The organism is Francisella uliginis, assembly GCF_001895265.1.
GTDB classification, from domain to species: Bacteria; Pseudomonadota; Gammaproteobacteria; order Francisellales; family Francisellaceae; genus Francisella; species Francisella uliginis.
On sequence record NZ_CP016796.1, the window covers coordinates 540,415 to 560,673 of the forward strand.

Consider the following 20,259-nt stretch of genomic DNA (forward strand, 5'->3'; position numbering starts at 1 on the left):
TCTAATTTCTAGTAATAACTATCTTTATCTAGTATATTTTCTATATATTTTTATTTTTTATACATATCGTTTCAAGCTAACGTATTTAGTAATTACGAAGTTTTATTACAAATTCAGTAGAGCTTATAAGGTTATAGTCCAGGTTTATGGATATTTAATAAGGGTTTAGTAATGCTAGTAACAAGATATCAAAAATTAGTGATTAGTTTAATTGTTCTTACGGGAATTTGCTCTGGGTTTGATATAGGAGTTATATCCGGAACTCTACCAGTTATTAAAAATGAGCTATTGCTAAATTTCAGTCAGTTATCACAGATAGCAGGAATAGTCTTTTTTGGAGCTTTGCTATCAAAGTTAATATCTGGTCCATTAATGGATTTTTTGAGTAGAAAAAATGTTATAGCTTTTGGAGCATTTCTATTTACCATATCGATGGTACTGATGATGCTTTCAAATACTTTTGTAACTCTTATGCTATCAAGACTTTTACAAGGGGTTTCAGTTGGTTTTTTACTAACAGTAGTTCCTGTATATATTTCTGAAACAAGTATTGCAAGATTTAGAGGTAGGGCTATGGCAATATTCCAGCTATCATTAGTTTCAGGGATATTTTTAGCTAATTTATTTGCTAGTATATTTGTTAATGATTTTGGTTGGAGGTTTATTTTTGGTTGTGCTATTCCATTTTCAGTAGCTTTATTTATAGTTAGTCTCTTAGCACCATTTTCACCATCATGGCTTGTTTTAAAAGGAAGAAATAATCAGGCATTGAATATAGGTGAGCAACTAGATTTAAAAATTCAATTATCATTGAAGGAAAAAAATAAAATAGGATTTATCGAGTTTATAAAGATTGTTATTAAGCAAAAATATTATCTTTCTATAGCATTAATTAGTTTGATGGCTATTTTAAATGGATTTGTTGGTATCAATGTATTTATTAGCTATGGTCCGACTATTTTTGGTCAGCTTACGAATTGCTCTAGCTGTGATCCAACTTACTATGGCTCAGCTATGACTTTGGTTAACCTAATAGCTACTGTAGTTGGTTTGTTCTTGGTTGATGTTATTGGTAGAAGAAAACTTATTATAGGAGGGTTAATTATATCTTTCCTATCAATATTTGCGACTGTTTTCTTTATAACTTGTAGCTCTGATAATGTGGCATTATTAATGCTTGTGATTGTTGTGTTTGGTGGAGCAGTTGGTCCTGGTGTTTGTATATGGTTAGTTTTATCAGAGGTTTTACCTGTACATATAAGAGCAACAGGTATATCTATTGCTCTTGTTTCTAAGGCATTAATTGAGAGTATGTTTATTTCAAGCTTTTTAGATCTTATCAATGATTATGGTTATGCACCTATACTATATTTTATGGGAGTTTGCATAGTTGTATTTATAGTAGTGGTTTATAAATTTTTGCCAGAAATGACAAATAAAGAGCTTCTTTAGATAAGTTATTTTAAGTGAGCTATTAGATCATCGAGTTTATAACTAGCTATATCTTTTTGCTTTGCATGATGTTCTTCTAAAAGAGCAAAATCAGCATCTGCATAAGCACATAGATCACCTTTTTCATTATAAATATCAACTTTTATCCAAACTGTTGTACGACCTTTTCTAATAATACTAGTTTTAAAAATATGAGAGATCTTGCTATAAGTTGGCTTAAGATATTTAATATTTAGGTTACGAGTCATGCAAAAGGATTTACTAACACTTAAAACATGCTTACCAAGAATATCATCGCATATTAAAGCAATAATGCCTCCATGAATAACATTATCCCAACCTACATGGTTAGGTAAGCATTTAAACTTAGTATACATATGCTCGCCAATATGATATAGCGGAAGTTTAATCCCTAAAGGGTTCCTTTTTGTATTACTAAAACAAGTAAAATCCCAAGGGAAGTCAATTGGTTCGTGGTTATCTAAATTTATCATTTTTCATACCTATTCAAATTACGTAGATATATTTAAAAGACTATTAATTTAATCATATTCCAACTCTATAAGTAAAAGGATACCATAAAAATCATCGTCATCCTCGTGCTTGACACGGGGATCTCTTAGCTATTTGAGAGATTCCCGCCTGTGCGGGAATGACTACAGATTAAATCAGCAGTTTTAAAATATATTATTTTTTATAAGTTTGTGTTTGTAGTTTAGCTTAAAAAATATTTATTACTAGAGAAGGTTGTGAAAATTTCTAGCAAGCTTCAATAATTCCAGCTGCGCCCATTCCAGTACCAATACACATTGTAATCATAGCATATTTTTTACCAGTACGTCTTAGTCCGTGTAGTGCTTTAACGGTTAATATTGTACCAGTAGCACCAAGAGGGTGACCTAAGGCAATAGCTCCCCCGCAAGGATTAACTTTTTCTGGATTAAGTTTAAGATCATGTATTACAGCTAGTGATTGTGCTGCAAAAGCTTCATTTAGCTCGATCCAATCAATATCATCGATTGTTAGGTTTGTTTGTTTAAGTATTTTAGGTACGGCAGCAACAGGGCCTATACCCATAATACGTGGATCAACACCAGCTACTGAGAAGCCTAAAAACTTGCCTAAAGGTTTTAGATTATGTTCTTTAAGATATTTCTCACTTACAAGAATTACAGCACCAGCTCCATCTGATACTTGTGAGCTATTACCAGCGGTAACAGAACCACCATTTGCAAAAGCAGGCTTTAACTTAGCTAAAGCTTCGGTAGATGTATTTTTACGCGCACCTTCATCAGTAGCTATAGTCTTTTTATGATTGATGATTTCGCCACTTTGCTCATCTGGTTTACGATGATCAACATTTATTGGTAGTATTTCATCTTTAAAGTAGCCATTTTCAATAGCATGAACAGCTTTTTTGTGACTGTTAAGAGCAAAAGCATCTTGATCTTGACGAGATATATTCCAGTCTTTAGCAACATTTTCTGCGGTGATACCCATACCGTAAGCTATGGCAACATTTTCATCTTTTTCAAAGATCTCCTTACTAAAAGACATTTTATTACCACCAAAAGGAATCATACTCATGCTTTCTATACCAGCACCTATAGCCACATCCATATTACCTTGAGCAATCTCATTTGCTGCAATGGCGATTGATTGTAGCCCAGAGCTACAGTAACGGTTAATAGTAAAAGCTGGAACAGTATTTGGTAAACCAGCTAGAAGAGATGATATTCTAGCAACATTTAGGCCTTGTTCAGCCTCTGGCATAGCACAGCCAACGACTATATCATCGATATCATTAGGATTAATATTTGACTCCGTAACAGTCTTTCTCAATACATCTGCTAGTAGTTCATCAGGACGTTTTTTTGCAAAACCACCTTTTTTACCTTTTGTAACCGCAGAGCGTTTTGCAGCGACTATATATACATTTTCACTCATGACAGTACTCCCTTAGTTTCTTAGTGGTTTGCCTGTTTCTAGCATATGTTTCATTCTAGCTTCAGTTTTTTCAGACATAGCAAGTTCTTTGAAGTTTATAAGCTCTCTTTCAAGGATCCAGTCTTCTGAAACTTCAGTATCTTTTTCAATCTCTCCGCCACACATTGTATCTGCAAGATTTACTGCAATTTTATAATCATGTTCAGATATTTGATTACCATCACGCATATTTACAAGCAAGGCTTTGACTGTTGCGATACCAGTCTCACCAAATATTTTGATTTTCTGTTTAAGAGGAGGTTGATATTGACCAAATGCTAGTAGTTGAGCTTTTTTAAGAGCAACGCTAAGTATCTCTTTGCTATTCATAACGATAGTATCACTTTCGCGTAAGAAGCCCATTTCTTTGGCTTCATAACTACTTTTAGCTACTTGTGCTAAAGCTAAATTCTTATAGCGTTTTTCAAAGTCTTTCCATGGATCTTGAGCTTTAGAAGCTCGCAGAGCCATTTCTTTTGAGCCTCCCCAACCAGGTATAATCCCTACACCTGCCTCAACTAGACCAATATAACTTTCATGTGCAGCAACTGCAGCATCACAATGCAAGATAGTTTCACAACCACCACCAAAGGCAAATCCCTTGACAGCTGCAACCACAGGTATCTTGCTATAACGAAGTTTTTGGGTGATGATTTGATGGCCTTTACGAATAACTTCTTCAATTGCAGCTTCACCATTCATTGTAAATTTGATACCAAACTCTTCTAGATTTGCGCCAACTGAGAAGATATCTTGTTGTTGCCATATAACCATGCCATCTAAGTTTTCTTCAGCGTAATTTATAGCTTCAGAAATGCCATCTAGTACATCATCGCCAATAGAGCACATTTTACTCTTAAATGATAATATGCCGATACCTTTATAGTCATCTATTTGCCATAGTTTGACACCATCATTTTCATAGAGTGTTTCAGTATTAACTTCACTTGTATGTTCAATAACAGTATCTGCGAAAAGTTGTCTAGCATAGACGTTTAATTTATCGCGAGATATAAGTTCTTTATCATTAAAACTAAACTCTTTGTTATTTTTATAGACACCAATATCTAAATCATTTACCCAGTCAGGAAGTTTGTTTTGTGATAGAGCTTTACCTGCGGAAATATCTTCTTTTAACCATTTAGATACTTTGTGCCAACCAGCTAATTGCCAGATTTCAAAGATTCCCTGTTTCCAGCCAAATCCCCAACGAATTGCTAGATCCATATCTTTGGGAAAGTTTGAGATATCTCCAACAAGATGAGCCGCATATAGGAACATTTCTCTAAATGTTGCCCAAATAAATTGAGCTTGGGTGTTATTACTATTACGTAAGCCCTCAAGTTTATTGCCCCAATCTTTTTCAGATAAAATTTCTGATACTTCTTTGTCTGCTTTTTTATCAGAAGGGCGATATTCTTTAGAATCTAAGTCGAGCACTTTAATACCATCAGACTCTTTTATATATAACCCTTTTTTGGTTTTTTGCCCAAGAGAGCCGTTATCAATAAGGTTTTGGATCCAACTAGGAGTCTTATATAAATCCTGCCAGTCATCTTCTAGGTTATCTTTCATTGTTTCTACTACATGTGATAATACATCTAGTCCAACCAAGTCAGCAGTTCTATAGGTAGCACTTTTAGCGCGTCCTAACTTTTTACCTGTAAGCTCATCAACTATTTCTAATGGGATATTCATTTTCTCAGTATAGTGACAAGTTACAAGCATAGAAAACACACCTAAGCGGTTAGCTATAAAGTTTGGTGTATCTTTTGCTCTTATTATGCTTTTACCAAGTTTTTCTACTAAGAAAGTTTCCAATTTATCAATAATTTCAAGATTAGTATCTTTATGAGGAATTAACTCAACTAACGGCATATATCTAGGAGGGTTAAAAAAGTGTACACCACAGAAATTCACTTTTAAATTTTCAGGTAGAACTTCTGCAAGTGTTGTGATACTTAGTCCAGATGTGTTAGATGCTAATATAGAATTTTCTTTTAAATGACTTGCAATATTTGTATATAAACTCTCTTTTATATCCAAACGCTCAGCAACAGCTTCAATGACTAAATCACAGTCTTGAAGTAGCTCTAGATTATCCTCATAGTTGGCTGGAGTAATGTATTTAATTGATTCTTTTGAACCAAAAGGCGCGGGATTAAGTTTTGTGAGCTTTTGTAACGAGTCTTCTATGATCTTATTTGGTTGCCCATCTTGTGATTTTAGGTCAAAAAGAACAACTGGAAATCTTGCGTTTGCAAAGTGAGCAGCTATTTGAGCTCCCATTGTTCCAGCACCAAGTACTGCTATTTTATCGATATCTTGACGCTGTGGTTTACGATCTACAGGTTCTAGTTTTTTTGCAATATTTGATTGAGAACTATTATTTTCGCTGTCAGGAAGATATTCATCACCAAAAACCTTCAAATAGCCGCGCATGGCATCTTCTTTTGACATACCTTTAATAGCATCCCAAGCCATCCATTTAGCTTTCTCAACCATCTTTAGTGCCGAAGGTTTTTTTGTGTTATTATCGCCTTCTTTAACTTGTTTGTAGAAAGCATATAATTTTAGTTTTTGGCTATTATCTGGTTTGAAATCAATAGTTGCATCGCGGACAGCTACAAGCATTTCTTCAAATTTTTTTTCTAACTCAGTCATTTTTCCTCCTTGAGGTCGATATCACTATCGATTTTTTGTATAAAACATTTAACAGAGTATTTTTATCTAAATTTCTCCTTTAGTTTGCCATTCTGGGTGAGCATTTTTAGGACCTAGTGCATAGTCATCAAACTCATCTGTTTGGATGATATTATTAATCTTAGTTAACATCTCTTTAGCATTTTGAGCCTCTTCTTCAGATATGATCTTATTTTCCGAAGCTTCTTCAAGACATTCTGACCAGTTCGCTTTAGGTAACTTTTCAGCTTTAATAGCATCGATAATTTTTTTCTTAATGTTTGTGACTTTTAGAGCCGCTAAGTATGCATTTTCAACTCTACCAGTTGGATCATTATCATTATTTGGTACATAGCAGTAAGCTTTCATAGCTTCTCTGGTTTCACAGTTTGTGCTTAAGGCTTTGCATATTTGTGCTTCAAGCTTATCTGAGGGTCTTCTGAATTTCTTACCATAAGGGAACACAAAGAGTTTCATTTTTGTACCAAATATTCTATTTGGGAAATTTCTGAATAGATCTAACATTGCTTGTTGGGTTTGGTATAAGCAATGCTGAATACTCCAATCAACAAAAATATCATCACTCATAGGTTCACCAGCATCTTTATAGTATTTTAGAACAGCACAAGCCATATATAGATAGCTCATAATATCGCCAAGACGTGCTGATAATCTTTCTTTACGTTTTATACCAGCCCCTAGAACAGTAACTGATATATCATTAACATAAGAATATGCAGTACTCATATGAGAAATATATCTATAGTAGCGTTTGAATTTTGAACTATAACTAGTGGCTGTAAAGCCTCCGCTTAGACCGTACCATAAAGTACGAGAACCATTAAGAGCCATATATTTAAAGTGACTCTTAAAGTTACTAGTAAAACTTGCTTCATCATCATTCATTAGACTTTCTATTTCTTTGCGTATATATGGGTGGCATTTCATAGCTCCTTGACCGAATATCATCAAGTTGCGTGTCATAATATTTGCACCTTCAACAGTGATTCCAATCGGTGTAGCCATATATGGAATAGCAAGATAGTTATTTGGCCCCATAATAATTGCGCGACCACCATGAACATCCATTGAGTTGTTAATTGTTGTGCGTCCCATTTCAGTTAAATGATATTTTGCAATTGCAGAAGCAACAGAGGGGCGAATGCCACTATCTACAGCAGCTACTGTAAATTGGCGAGTCGCATTAGCTATATATGCAAGACCAGCTGTTTGAGCTAGTTTCTCTTGAACACCTTCAAACTGTGCAATTGGAACTTTAAACTGCTCACGAACGCTTGCATATGCTGATGTAATAACAGTAGACATTAAAGTATTTGCTGTACCGCATGCCGGTAGTGATATTGCTCTACCTATTGATAAGCATTCGACTAACATACGCCAACCTTCTCCAGCCATTTTTTGTCCGCCTATAACCCAATCCATAGGTATAAAAACATCCGTGGCTTTTATATAACCATTCATAAATGCTTGGCCTAAAGGGAAGCCTCGTTTACCTATCTCTAAACCTTTATGATCATGAGGAAGTAGCGCACATGTAATACCTTCTGAGCCAGTATCACCTAATAATCCATCAGGATCTTGCAACTGAAATGCTAAGCCTACAAGTGTTGCAATAGGAGCTAAAGTAATATAGCGTTTATTGATGTTTTTAAGTTTAATTCCAAGAGTTTTTTCACCGTTATATTGTTCGTAGCAGACAACACCTTTATCTGGTAAAGATGTTGCATCAGATCCTGCAGTAGGCCCTGTTAATGCAAAGCAAGGTATCTCCTCACCAGAAGCTAATCGAGGTAGATAATAATCTTTTTGATGATCTGTACCATAATGAACTAAAAGCTCGCCAGGGCCTAAAGAATTTGGGACCATTACAGTGATTGCTGCAGTGACACTTTTTGTAGCTAGTTTCATTACAACTTCTGAGTGGGCTGCTGCAGAGAAGCCTTTGCCACCATACTCTTTACCAATCACTAAGCCTAAAAATCCTTTTTTGCGGATAAAGTCCCAGGCTTCTACTGTTAAATCCTTATCTTCATAATTAATTTTCCAATCATCAATCATGGCACAAAGTTCAGTAGTTTCATTATCTAGAAAAGATCTTTCTTCGGCAGATAATTCAAATTTTTTAAGACTATGAAGTTTATTGAAGTCTGGTTTTCCTTGGAATAAATCTTGCTCAAACCAATTCTCACCTGCATTAAGGGCTGTTTGCTCAGTCTTTGAAATTTTAGGTGTTGATTTTTTCGCTATTTCGTAAATCTTATTGAACATCTTTTGGCTCCTTAAGCAACGGATGAATTAATTATTCTTCATATTTTTCAGCATACTCTTTTTGTAAAGCATTTACATCTATTTTTCCTACAGTATTTTTAGGAAGTTCATCTATAAAAATTATTTTTCGAGGCAGTTTATAATGAGCTAGTTTGCTTTCGCAATATTTGAATATTTGTTTTTTGGATATTTTTGCATCTGGTTTTAAAACTATAAAAGCTACTGGCATTTCCCCAGTTTCTTTGGAGTGTCCTTTAATAACAGTAGCATCTTCTATTTCATCTTTCTCAATAAGTACAAGCTCGACTTCTTTAGGAAAGACATTAAACCCTGAGACGATAATCATATGTTTTATACGCCCTGAGATTACTAAACGACCAAGTTCATCTAGGTAGCCCATATCACCTGTTTTAAGCCAACCATCATCAGTGAAATGCTCTTTATTTATCTCCGGTAAACTCCAAAATCCTGGAGATTTCTGTGGGCCTGTAACCCAAATCTCACCAGTCTCACCTTGAGGTAGTTCTTTACCATTATCATCGTATATCTTTATATCTGTACCAGGTAAAGGAAAACCAACAGTTCCATTAAATGGCTCATCTTCTAAAGAGTTAACGGTAACTACAGGTGACATTTCAGATAGTCCGTAGCCTTCTTTAATATTAACTCCTGTGACTTTCTTCCACTCATCGGCTACAGCCTCTGTAGTTGACATTCCACCACTTATAGAAAGTTGGAAATTAGGGAATTTACTGTTTCTGAATTTTTTATCATGTAGTAATGCTATATAGAGAGTATTTACACCAAAAATAGTTGAGAAGTTATTTTTTCTCATTTCACCAACTAATGATTTTATATCTCTAGGGTTTGGAACTAACACTTGGAATGCTCCAGAGAAGTAAAAAAGAAATAAGTTTCCTGTAAGACTAAATATATGGTAAATAGGTAGAGCGTTTATAACAGTTTGTTCACTAAGATTTATTGAAAAACCTTCCGTCCAAGCTTTTATTTGATATATATTAGCTACAATATTTCTATGTAGTAAAATGGTTCCTTTAGGTGTTCCTGTAGTACCACTAGAGTATTGTAAGGCAGTAATATCATCAGGGCTGATTTTAATTTTAGAGTAGTCAGGTTTATATTCAGCATTTATAGCATTTTCAAAAGTATCAAATTTATCTTTTGAGAATTTATCTTTCATGCCTTTAATATATTTAATGATAAAAGAAATTAGCTGTTTTTTAGGTGAAGGATATAAATCAGCAATACTCGTAACCATTTTGTGTTGTAGATCTTCGCATTCATCAGCAATAGCTTCAACATTATGAGCTAATGAAGAAAGAACAATTATTGCTTTTGCTTTTGAATCTCTAAGTATTCCCTTGACTTCTCTACTTGTATATAGAGGGTTTATATTTATAAAAATACAACCTAATTTTATTAGTGAAAATATAATAATGGGAAATTGCAGTATGTTAGGTAGCATAATTGCGATATGATCACCTTTTTGGATATTCCATTTGCTTTGTAAAAATCCGGCGAATTGATCAGAATAGCTATTAACTTCTTTAAAGGTTAGTTTTTCACCGTGACAGGTAAGAGCATCTTTAGAGGAAAATTTTTCAGTGGTTTCTTTAAGCATATCATTTAATGTGACACTAGGTATGCTTATATTAGGACTTACTTGTTTTGGGTAGTTTTCTTTCCATGGTTTAGGCATTTTTAATCTCCTATTATTTACTGAACTTTTTAACCCTCTATTTAAATCCTCCTGTATTATGGCTACTAACTTAAAACATTTCTTATATAATTTCATTATATTAGATATTTAATCTTACCAGCAAATTTTTTTACAAATTTAGCTATGTAAATTGTTAAATTAATTTAATGTTGTTGTTTCTACTAATTTAGTATAGCGATTGTGGTGAAACTTTTTTATCATTTCTTTTTCAATTCATTTATAATTATGCATATTAACAAGAAATAGCGTATTTAGTATTGTTATGAAAATTTATCATAATCCAAAATGTTCGAAGTCTCGACAGGCTAAACAAGCCTTAGATCAAAGTAATATAAATTATGATACACATCTATACTTAGATGATCCTTTATCAGAAAAAGATTTAGAATCCTTACTTAAAAAATTAAAACTTTCTATAAAAGATATTATTCGTACCAAAGAAGCTATCTGGAAAGAAAACTTTAAAGATAAAGAGTTTACTGATAGTCAGCTTATTGAAATAGTTGCTGAGAATCCTAAACTTCTAGAACGACCAATAATTGAGCATAATGATTTTGCAGTAGTAGCAAGATCAGATGATAAAATTACAGAAATATTAAATACTTACTAGTTTTATGCTAGTATTTCAAAGATTAAATTCTATTTATAGGAGATTTTTATGCATAAAATATTTTACACTTTCACAGATGAAGCACCTGCTTTAGCAACAGGATCTTTTTTACCAATTGTTGAGAGTTTTACAAAAACAGCAGATATTGAATTAGAAACTAAAGATATATCTTTAGCAGCACGTATATTGGCTAATTTTAGTGATTATCTTACAAATGAGCAGAAATGTTCTGATGATCTAGCAATATTAGGTGATTTAGCAAAAACTCCAGATGCTAATATTATTAAGCTTCCTAATATTAGTGCTTCAATACCTCAATTAACAGCTGCTATTAAAGAGCTTCAAGCAAAGGGATATAAAATACCTGATTACCCGTTTGAACCAAAAGATGATAAAGAGCAAGAAATTAAAAGCCGTTATGCAAAAGTTTTAGGAAGTGCAGTTAACCCTGTATTAAGAGAAGGAAACTCTGATCGTAGAGTCGCTGAAGCTGTTAAAAAATATGCTGAAAAACATCCTCATTCAATGGGTGAGTGGTCTAAAGACTCAAAGTCACATGTTGCTAGCATGACTGATAATGATTTTTATGCTAATGAGAAGTCTTATATTGTGCCAAAAGCAACTACTGTGAAAGTAGTGCATACATGCCCGAAAGGAGCTCAAACAGTTCTTAAAGAAGGTCTTGCTCTAGAAGAAAAAGAAATTCTTGATGCTACTAAGATCTCTGCAAAAGCTCTAAGAGAGTTTTATAAAGCTGAAATTGCAAAGGCTAAGAAAGAAGGCACGCTACTTTCACTTCATTTGAAAGCTACTATGATGAAAGTTTCTGACCCAATATTATTTGGTCATGCTGTAGAGATATTTTTTGAAGATGTCTTCAAGAAATATTCTAAAGAATTTAAAGAGCTAGGCGTAAATCCTCGTAATGGTTGGGGTGATGCAGTTGAGAAAATTAAACAGTTACCTCAAGATGCTCAAGATAAGATTAATGCAGATATCGAAAAAGTATTTGCTAAACAACCTGATATTGCGATGGTTAATTCTGATAAGGGTATCACAAACTTAAACGTGCCAAGTGATGTGATTATTGATGCTTCGATGCCTGCAGCTATCCGTTCATCTGGTAAGATGTGGAATAAAAATAATAAGCTTCAAGATATGAAGGCAATGATTCCAGATAGATGCTATGCTGGTGTATATGCTGCAACTATCGATTTTTGTAAAGAAAATGGTGCTTTTGATGTTGCTACTATGGGAGATGTTTCAAATGTGGGACTAATGGCTAAAAAAGCAGAAGAATATGGCTCTCATGATAAGACATTTGAAATTCAAGCTGACGGTAAGGTAGAAGTTATCGATGCTGATGGTAATGTAATATTTGAGCATCAAGTTGAAAAAGGTGATATTTGGAGAGCATGCCAAACAAAAGATATCGCTGTAAAAGATTGGGTCAAATTAGCTGTAAATAGAGCTAGGATTACACAAAACCCTGCTATTTTCTGGTTAGATTCAAATAGAGCTCATGATAGAAATCTAATTGCTAAGGTTCATGAATATTTAGTGTTACATGATACTGCTGGGCTTGATATAGAGATCCTATCTCCGATTGAAGCTACTAAGTACTCATTAAAAAGAATGAAAGAAGGTAAAGATACAATTTCTGTTACAGGTAATGTTTTAAGAGACTATCTAACAGATCTTTTCCCAATCTTAGAGCTTGGTACTTCTGCTAAAATGCTTTCAATTGTACCTTTACTAGCAGGTGGTGGATTATTTGAAACCGGTGCTGGTGGATCTGCTCCTAAGCATGTTGAGCAACTTATCAATGAAAACCACTTAAGATGGGACTCTTTAGGTGAGTTCTTAGCTTTGGGTGCGTCATTAGAGGATTTAGCTATTAAAACTAGGGATGCTAAGATTAAAGTTTTAGCGGAGGCTTTAGCTCAAGCAAACCAAGAGTTTTTAGATAATGATAAGTCGCCAAAACGTAAGGTTGGTGAACTTGATACTCGAGGAAGCCATTTCTATTTAGCATTTTATTGGGTAAAAGCTCTCGCTGAGCAGACAAGTGATGCTGAGCTAAAAGCTAAGTTTGAACCAATTTATGCAGAGTTAGCAGCTAATGAAGATAAGATTGTTAAAGAACTAGCGAGTGTTCAAGGTAAAAAAGTTGATATTGGCGGTTATTACTACCCAGAGAAAGCAAAGTTAAGTGATGTAATGCGTCCAAGTAAGACTTTAAATTCAATTCTAGCTAAGATATAGCTTTTATCTTTTAATATTTCACTTATAGGGTGTTAAAATACATTTAGTTTATATAATTTTTTTAAATGTTTTTTTAATGCCTAATTTTAAAAATCAAGCTTCTAGTTTATTAAATCAAATTTCAACTAAATTGCGTGGTAAATATATATCATTGCTAAAGAGAGGAAGTGTAGATTCTAAGCTTATCAAAGAATTAAATGATTTAGCTAAGCAAACTGATCAAAAAATATTACCTAAAATAACATACCCTGACTTACCTGTTGCAGACAAAGTTGGTGATATTAAAAAGCTTATTGATGAAAACCAAGTAATAGTCGTTGCTGGTGAAACTGGCTCAGGTAAATCAACACAGCTACCTAAAATTTGCTTAGACTTAGGTCTGGGTAAACGAGGTTTAATAGGGCATACTCAACCAAGAAGAATAGCAGCTAGATCTATAGCAAATAGAGTTGCTAGTGAGATAGGGGATCAATCAAAAGTCTCTTTCAAAATACGTTTTTCTGATCAAACATCTGAAAATACTTTGATTAAGGTAATGACAGATGGTGTGTTGTTATCTGAAATTAAAAATGATAGGTTTTTATCTCAATATGAGGTCATTATAATTGATGAGGCACATGAAAGAAGTTTGAATATTGATTTTCTTTTAGGTTGCATAAAGAAAATTTTACCATTTAGACCTGATTTAAAAGTTATTATAACCTCAGCAACTATAGATCATCAAAAGTTTACAAGCTATTTTCAAAAGTCTAAAGAGATTGCAGTTAGTGGTAGAACATATCCTGTAGAGATCTGTTATCAAAATGATGAAGATTTTGATGAGTTTTCAATGCAAGAGAGGATTTTGTATGCGATTGATGAGCTTGGTAAAGGTGATGTTTTAGTTTTCTTACCAACAGAAAGAGATATTCATGAGACTTTAGCATATTTGAATAAACAAGATCTTAGATTTACAGAAGTCTTACCCTTATTCTCAAGGCTATCAAATAAGGATCAAAATAAGATATTCAATCCTGAAAGTTCTACACGAAGAATTATCTTAGCAACCAATGTGGCAGAGACTTCTTTAACTGTTCCACGGATAAAATATGTTATAGATTCTGGTTTGGCTAGAGTTAGTAGGTATAGTTATCGTACTAAGGTGCAACGTCTACCTATAGAGAAAATATCTCAAGCTAGCGCAAATCAAAGAGCTGGGCGTTGTGGAAGATTATCGGCAGGTGTGTGTATACGATTATATAGTGAAGAGGATTTTAATAATCGTAAAGAATATACAGACCCTGAAATTTTGCGTACAAATTTAGCATCAGTTATTTTGCAGATGTTGTTTTTAAAGTTAGGTAGCATTCAAGAGTTTCCATTTATAGATCCGCCTGATTCAAAATTTGTTAAGGATGGCTTCAAACTTTTATTTGAATTACAAGCAATCTCAGAGCTTAATTATTCAAAACCTAAAATCACGGCTGATGGGATAAAAATGGCTATTATGCCTTTAGATCCAAAATTAGCAAAAATAGTTATCGAAGGACATAGGCAAAAAGCTCTTAAAGAAATAGTTTCAATTGTTAGCTTTTTAAGTGTTCAAGATCCACGTGAAAGACCTTTAAGCTTTCAACAAAAAGCAGATGAAAAACATTCTATAGATAAAGATAAATCTTCTGATTTTATTGCTATTTTAAATTTAGCTAATAGATTAAACTCTGACTTGAAAGGATTATCAAATAGAGAGAAAAAGGATTATTATAAGAAAAATTTTATATCACCAGTTAGGTTTAATGAGTGGAATGATATTTATAGACAGATTGTTGAAGTTATTCATGGATTTGGTTGGAAACTGGGTTATCAAGGTGAGGTGGATAAAAAAGCATGTCACTCTGAACAGGTTGCTGAGCGGAGTCGAAGCACAGGTTCTCATCTTATTCGAGAGATTCCGGATCAAGTCCGGAATGACGACAAAGGTAATATTAAATATGAAAATCTACACAAGGCTATAGCAAGTGGTTTTTTAAGTAATATTGGTTTTAATTATGAGAATGCCGAATATTTAGGGGCTAGAGGACTTAAGTTTTTTATATTCCCGGGATCTTCACAGTTTAAGAGAAAACCGAAGTGGTTGTTATCTTCTGAGATTGTTGAAACAACAAAAACCTATGCACGCAATGTTGCAAAAATAGAACCTGAGTGGTTGGAAGCTTTAGCTAAACATCTTGTTAAAAAACATTATGATGAACCAACTTGGAGTAAAAAGCGTAGAGCTGTAGTAGTAAATGAAAGAATTACACTCTACGGTTTAGAAATAATTTCAAAAAGATCTGTCCAGTATTCAAGAATAAATCCACAAGAGGCGAGAGAAATATTTATTAGAGAAGCTCTCGTAAACGGTGACTTTGAGTCAAAGGTGTATTTCTATCAGCAAAACCTTAAGCTAATAGAGCAAGTTGAAGATCTTGAGAATAAGTCGCGCAGGAAAGATATTTTAGTAGATGAGCAAGTGATGTATCAGCATTATGATGAGCTTATGCCTGAAGATGTCTGTAGTGGTGTAACTTTTGATAAATGGTTAAAAACTATCTCAAAAAATGAGCAGCAGAAGTTGGTTTTTGATTTAGATAGTCTCATGCAGCATAGTGCAGAGGGAATTACTCAACAAAAGTTTCCAGATGTTTTAGCTGTTGGTGATATGCATTTACCATTAGAATATCATTTTGATCCACTTGATGAGAGAGATGGTGCAACTGTTACAGTACCTATTGTTTTTCTTAATGATATAAATCCTAGTGTGCTTGAATGGGGAATATATGGCTTCTTATATGACAAAATTATAGCTTTGCTAAGAGCATTACCGAAAAATATTCGTAAAAACTGTGTGCCAGTACCAACTTATGCTCAAGCTATATTTGAGTCAATAGATTTTGAGGTAGATAAATATAAGCCGTTAAAGTCTATTATTGCAAAACATATTACTCGTATGGTTGGTTTTATAGTTGATGAAACAGTATGGCAAAATGAAGAGCTAGAAAAACATCTTGTTTTAAATATTAAAGTAGTCGATGAAAATGGCGAAGAGTTAGCTATAGATAAAGATATACATGTTTTAAAACAAAAACTGCAAAACTTAGTTCAAAAGCCGAGACTAACTACTAATGATAAAATTTATTACGATTGGGAGTTTGGTAATATTGAACAAAATAGTCAGATAAAAGAATATGGTATAAATGTAAAAGTATATAATTGCCTTGAGATATCTAAAGATGGAGTGAAACTTTCTTATAAGGCAACTATAGAAGAAGCACATTCTTGTATGAAAAAGGCATTGAAAAAACTAATTAAATTACGTTTGCAAAATCACTTATCAAATAGCATTAAGAAAAATGATTTAGCAAGTTTATCAATGTCACTAAAGCTGAATAATTCAAAAGATGATATTGTTGATAAGGCGATAGATTTAAGTTTTTTTGATAATATTGAATTGCCTTATACAAAAGCTGGATTTGAAAAACTTTATTCTAATGGATTTGAAAAATTTGATTTAAATAGATCTAAAGTTGAATCGTTAGTTTCAGAAATAATTAAGTATAAAAATCAACTTGAGAAAAAGCTTAATGTTAAAAAGATACCTTTTAATTTTATTCAGCTTTATACAGATGTTAAGAGCGAGTTAGGAGAGATTTTCGTAGGCGATTACTTATCTCAACCAATTAAATTCTTACAGCGTTATAAATATTATATTCAAGCTTTAGAGAATAGGTTGGAAAAGGCTAAGCTAAATTTGCAGAGAGATAAGGTGTATCAAATAGAAGTAGATGAACTTAGATCGAGATTAGATAAGAAAATTAAAGCTAAGCATCTAAATAGTGAGAGTAGTGAGGTTATAAAGGTTAATTTTTTAATTAAAGAGCTTTGGGTTTCATGGTACTTGCAGAATATTAAAACTATAGAATCAGTTTCATATAAGAAAATACTTACTTGCATTAATGGAATATAGTTTAGTTAATATTACTTTGATATAATTGCTAGATAAATTCATGATTTTGACACTTAATCAATGATATCTTTTTATGATAAGAGAACACTTAACTTTTTAGTAATAATATTTCTAACTATTGTTACAGTAAATTGGACTTTTTATATTTTTAAAGAGTCTGTGGACTTATATTTCCTTGTTTCTGTTATTGTCCTTAGGTGTTTGTCATCTTTTATTCTACTAAGGGATTATATGGCAAGTTGGCGTAAGTCAACACAAAAAACTTTTTTGCGCAAAGTATTTATAAATATTCCTGTATTTCTTATAGTTGCTTTTAGCTTTTATGGGAAAATTAGGTTCTCATTGATATTTTCTGAATTCTTGTTTTATGTGTTTTTAATAAATTCATGTGTTTATTTTTACTGGTATATTACTAACAAAAGCTCTGTAAGTAAAACTAAAGTAGCTGTGATATATGGTGCAGGCGCAGCAGGAACAAAGATAGCCCAAGAGCTTAGTGCTACAAAATATAGAGTTAAATATTTTGTTGATGATGATACTTCTTTACAAAAAAGAAGTATCGATGGTAAAAAAGTTTTATCTAAGGTTGAGTTGCAAAAAAAACTATTGTCTTCAAAATTTGATCTATTAGTTATAGCTCTACCAAGCGTTGCTAATTCAAAAGTTAAGAATATATATAGAGACTTTCAAAGCGACTTTAAGCAAATAAAAATCATGCCATCGCTAGAGAGTATTTTACAAGATGAGAGTTTTATGTCGCAGCTTAAGCCTGTTTCACTTTATGATTTACTTGCTAGGGGTTCGAAAAGTTTAGATAAAAAAACTATTTCAAACTTTATCAAGGGAAAAAAAATTCTTATTACTGGAGCTGGAGGGAGCATTGGCTCTGAGATTGCTAGACAATGTATGAAATATGAAGCTAAGCAGATAATTTTACTTGACCATAGTGAGTTTAATTTATATAAGATTACTGAAGAATGCTCTTCTTATAATACAAAAAGTGTTTTATGTTCGGTTTGTGATGTAGAGTCATTAAAAAATGTTTTTAGTGATTACACTCCGGATATAGTTTTTCATGCAGCAGCATATAAGCATGTACCTTTGGTTGAGGAAAATATATCAAAAGCTATAAAAAATAATATTTTAGGAACTAAAAACACTATTGATCTGGCCATTAATACTAATGTTGAATCATTTATTCTTATTTCTACAGATAAAGCTGTTAGACCAACAAATGTTATGGGCGCGACAAAACGCATTTGTGAATTGTATTTACAAAACATTGAACCTAAAAACACTAAATTAGCAGCAGTTCGTTTTGGGAATGTTTTGGGTAGTAGCGGAAGTGTGATTCCTAAATTTGAAAAGCAGCTTAAAAAAGGAGGGCCTCTGACTGTTACTCATCCAGATATTACCAGATATTTTATGTTAATTCCTGAAGCCTGTGAATTAGTATTACAAGCTGGAGCGATAGCTAGAAACTCTGAGGTTTTTGTATTAGATATGGGTAAGCCTGTTAAGATAATAGATCTTGCGCAACAGTTTAAAAAGTTATCAGGTATGGAAGATATTGAAATAAAAATTACAGGCTTAAGACCTGGTGAAAAACTTTATGAAGAGCTTCTTATTGATGAGGGCGATATTCGTACAGAATATAAAGATATACTTGTAGGTAAAAAAACATTTTATGATATTGATAAGCTAAATAAAGATTTAAACACACTTTTAATTAGTGAACAGTATCAGCAAATTAAGCTTTTAAAGCAAATAGTTCCTGAATTTAACCATAATTTGAATAGGTAATGAAAAATGTTATATAAAGTTATAAAAAGATTTATGGATTTGTTTTTATCTTTAGTTGGAGTTATATTGTTAAGTCCTATTTTTATACTGTTAATCATTTTCATAAAGTTAGATTCAAAAGGTCCAGTTTTTTTTAAGCAAAAAAGAATTGGTCAAAATAAAAAATATTTTATGATATATAAGTTTAGGACAATGTATACAGATACTCCTAAAGATATGCCAACACATTTGCTTCAAGATCCTTCAAAATGTATAACAAAGGTAGGAGCTTTTCTGCGTAAAACATCTTTAGATGAATTGCCACAAATTATAAATATTATTAAAGGTGAAATGAGTATAGTAGGTCCAAGGCCTGCGTTATGGAATCAAGATGATCTAATAGCTGAGAGAGATAAGTACAGGGCAAATGATGTTCCTGTGGGATTAACTGGTTGGGCGCAAATAAACGGTCGTGATGAATTACCAATATTTGATAAAGCAAAGTTAGATGGTGATTATGTCAAAAATAAAAGTATTTTGTTGGATATTAAATGTATTTTTCTAACAGTTTTCTCAGTTTTTACTAAAAAAGGTGTTGTTGAAGGTGGAACAGGATCTTTAGATAGCAAAAAGGATTAAAAATGAAAAAGAGAATTTTAATAACTGGGCTAAATAGTTATGTAGGGAATTCATTTACATCTTTTTGTGCTAATGATTTTGAGATTGATAAAATTTCTTTAAAAAATGATGAGTGGAGAAAACTAGATTTTTCAAAATATGATTCTATACTTCATGTCGCTGGGATTGCTCATACATCAAAGGATCCTTCTTTGAAAGGTTTATACTATCGAGTAAATGTTGATTTAACAGCTGAAGTAGCTCAAAAAGCAAAGCATGATGGAGTTAAACAATTTATATTTATGAGTAGTATTATTATTTATGGTGATAGTGCTTCTATAGGAAAGACTAAAGTTATAGATGAAAATTCTCAGCCTAACCCTAATGATTTCTATGGAGATAGTAAATTACAGGCAGAGAAAAGACTTGCTGAACTAAAGTGCGAAAATTTTAAAATAGCTATTGTAAGACCTCCAATGATATATGGTGATGGTTCAAAAGGAAATTATCCAAAGTTAGTTAAACTAGCTAAATATGCTTTTATTTTTCCGAATATAGAAAATCAAAGAAGTGTTTTACATATTGATAAATTATCTCAAGAGTTAAAGAGCATAGTTGAAAATGGATATGATGGTGTTTTTATGCCACAAGATGATAGATATTTTTGTACTTCTGAATTTATTAAAGAATATAGAAAGAGTATAGGTAAAAAAACATATCTTACTAAAGCTTTTAACCCTTTTATTAAGCTTTTAGCTAGAAAAATTGGTTTTATAAATAAGGTTTTTGGAAATTTGATATATAAGTTAAATCCTTGACTTTATAGCTTCTATATTTGCTATTTTTAGG

At 32.6% G+C, this 20,259-nt stretch carries 12 protein-coding genes; 7 read left to right on the top strand and 5 right to left on the bottom strand.

The genetic code is table 11. The features are described 5' to 3' along the window. The first annotated feature begins 171 nt into the window (after positions 1-171). Positions 172-1,452, top strand: coding sequence for an MFS transporter (locus F7310_RS02770; RefSeq protein WP_072711585.1), 1,281 nt, complete (start codon positions 172-174; stop codon positions 1,450-1,452). A 5-nt stretch (positions 1,453-1,457) separates the two neighbouring features. Here the strand turns inward: F7310_RS02770 and F7310_RS02775 are convergent, their stop codons facing one another. From F7310_RS02775 to F7310_RS02795, 5 genes are all read right to left on the bottom strand, one after another. Further along, complete coding sequence (locus tag F7310_RS02775) at positions 1,458-1,946, bottom strand: PaaI family thioesterase (RefSeq protein ID WP_072711586.1); 489 nt, start codon at positions 1,944-1,946, stop codon at positions 1,458-1,460. 265 nt (positions 1,947-2,211) lie between these two features. After that, positions 2,212-3,399 (bottom strand): acetyl-CoA C-acyltransferase, encoded by a 1,188-nt coding sequence (locus tag F7310_RS02780; RefSeq protein WP_072711588.1) that lies wholly within the window; start codon positions 3,397-3,399, stop codon positions 2,212-2,214. Between the two features lie 12 nt (positions 3,400-3,411). Further along, positions 3,412-6,102, bottom strand: coding sequence for an acyl-CoA-binding protein (locus tag F7310_RS02785; RefSeq protein WP_072711592.1), 2,691 nt, complete (start codon positions 6,100-6,102; stop codon positions 3,412-3,414). A gap of 66 nt (positions 6,103-6,168) precedes the next feature. Then, positions 6,169-8,433 carry an acyl-CoA dehydrogenase gene (locus tag F7310_RS02790; RefSeq protein ID WP_257786358.1) on the bottom strand — a complete coding sequence of 755 codons (2,265 nt, stop codon included), beginning with the start codon at positions 8,431-8,433 and terminating at the stop codon, positions 6,169-6,171. A 7-nt stretch (positions 8,434-8,440) separates the two neighbouring features. After that, positions 8,441-10,129, bottom strand: coding sequence for a long-chain-fatty-acid--CoA ligase (locus F7310_RS02795; RefSeq protein WP_072711595.1), 1,689 nt, complete (start codon positions 10,127-10,129; stop codon positions 8,441-8,443). A 283-nt stretch (positions 10,130-10,412) separates the two neighbouring features. Between F7310_RS02795 and F7310_RS02800 the strand changes: the two genes are divergently transcribed. The 6 genes from F7310_RS02800 (at position 10,413) to F7310_RS02825 (ending at position 20,228) form a co-directional block, all read left to right on the top strand. Beyond that, positions 10,413-10,760 carry an ArsC/Spx/MgsR family protein gene (locus F7310_RS02800; protein WP_072711597.1) on the top strand — a complete coding sequence of 116 codons (348 nt, stop codon included), beginning with the start codon at positions 10,413-10,415 and terminating at the stop codon, positions 10,758-10,760. 48 nt (positions 10,761-10,808) lie between these two features. Further along, positions 10,809-13,025, top strand: coding sequence for an NADP-dependent isocitrate dehydrogenase (locus F7310_RS02805; RefSeq protein ID WP_072711598.1), 2,217 nt, complete (start codon positions 10,809-10,811; stop codon positions 13,023-13,025). 76 nt (positions 13,026-13,101) lie between these two features. Further along, positions 13,102-17,010, top strand: coding sequence for an ATP-dependent RNA helicase HrpA (gene hrpA, locus F7310_RS02810; protein ID WP_072711600.1), 3,909 nt, complete (start codon positions 13,102-13,104; stop codon positions 17,008-17,010). 63 nt (positions 17,011-17,073) lie between these two features. Continuing rightward, positions 17,074-18,813, top strand: coding sequence for a polysaccharide biosynthesis protein (locus tag F7310_RS02815; RefSeq protein WP_145951759.1), 1,740 nt, complete (start codon positions 17,074-17,076; stop codon positions 18,811-18,813). A 6-nt stretch (positions 18,814-18,819) separates the two neighbouring features. Continuing rightward, on the top strand, positions 18,820-19,431 hold the full coding sequence (locus F7310_RS02820; RefSeq protein WP_072711604.1) for a sugar transferase: 612 nt from the start codon (positions 18,820-18,822) through the stop codon (positions 19,429-19,431). Between the two features lie 2 nt (positions 19,432-19,433). Next, positions 19,434-20,228: an NAD-dependent epimerase/dehydratase family protein gene (locus tag F7310_RS02825; protein WP_072711606.1), complete on the top strand. Its 795-nt coding sequence runs from the start codon at positions 19,434-19,436 to the stop codon at positions 20,226-20,228. Positions 20,229-20,259 lie beyond the last annotated feature (31 nt).

Bases quoted from the DNA above. Each gene is read 5' to 3' on its own strand.
- F7310_RS02770 (WP_072711585.1), top strand. From the start codon at position 172: ATGCTAGTAACAAGATATCAAAAATTAGTGATTAGTTTAATTGTTCTT.
- F7310_RS02775 (WP_072711586.1), bottom strand. From the start codon at position 1,946: ATGATAAATTTAGATAACCACGAACCAATTGACTTCCCTTGGGATTTT.
- F7310_RS02780 (WP_072711588.1), bottom strand. From the start codon at position 3,399: ATGAGTGAAAATGTATATATAGTCGCTGCAAAACGCTCTGCGGTTACA.
- F7310_RS02785 (WP_072711592.1), bottom strand. From the start codon at position 6,102: ATGACTGAGTTAGAAAAAAAATTTGAAGAAATGCTTGTAGCTGTCCGC.
- F7310_RS02795 (WP_072711595.1), bottom strand. From the start codon at position 10,129: ATGCCTAAACCATGGAAAGAAAACTACCCAAAACAAGTAAGTCCTAAT.
- F7310_RS02800 (WP_072711597.1), top strand. From the start codon at position 10,413: ATGAAAATTTATCATAATCCAAAATGTTCGAAGTCTCGACAGGCTAAA.
- F7310_RS02805 (WP_072711598.1), top strand. From the start codon at position 10,809: ATGCATAAAATATTTTACACTTTCACAGATGAAGCACCTGCTTTAGCA.
- hrpA (WP_072711600.1), top strand. From the start codon at position 13,102: ATGCCTAATTTTAAAAATCAAGCTTCTAGTTTATTAAATCAAATTTCA.
- F7310_RS02820 (WP_072711604.1), top strand. From the start codon at position 18,820: ATGTTATATAAAGTTATAAAAAGATTTATGGATTTGTTTTTATCTTTA.
- F7310_RS02825 (WP_072711606.1), top strand. From the start codon at position 19,434: ATGAAAAAGAGAATTTTAATAACTGGGCTAAATAGTTATGTAGGGAAT.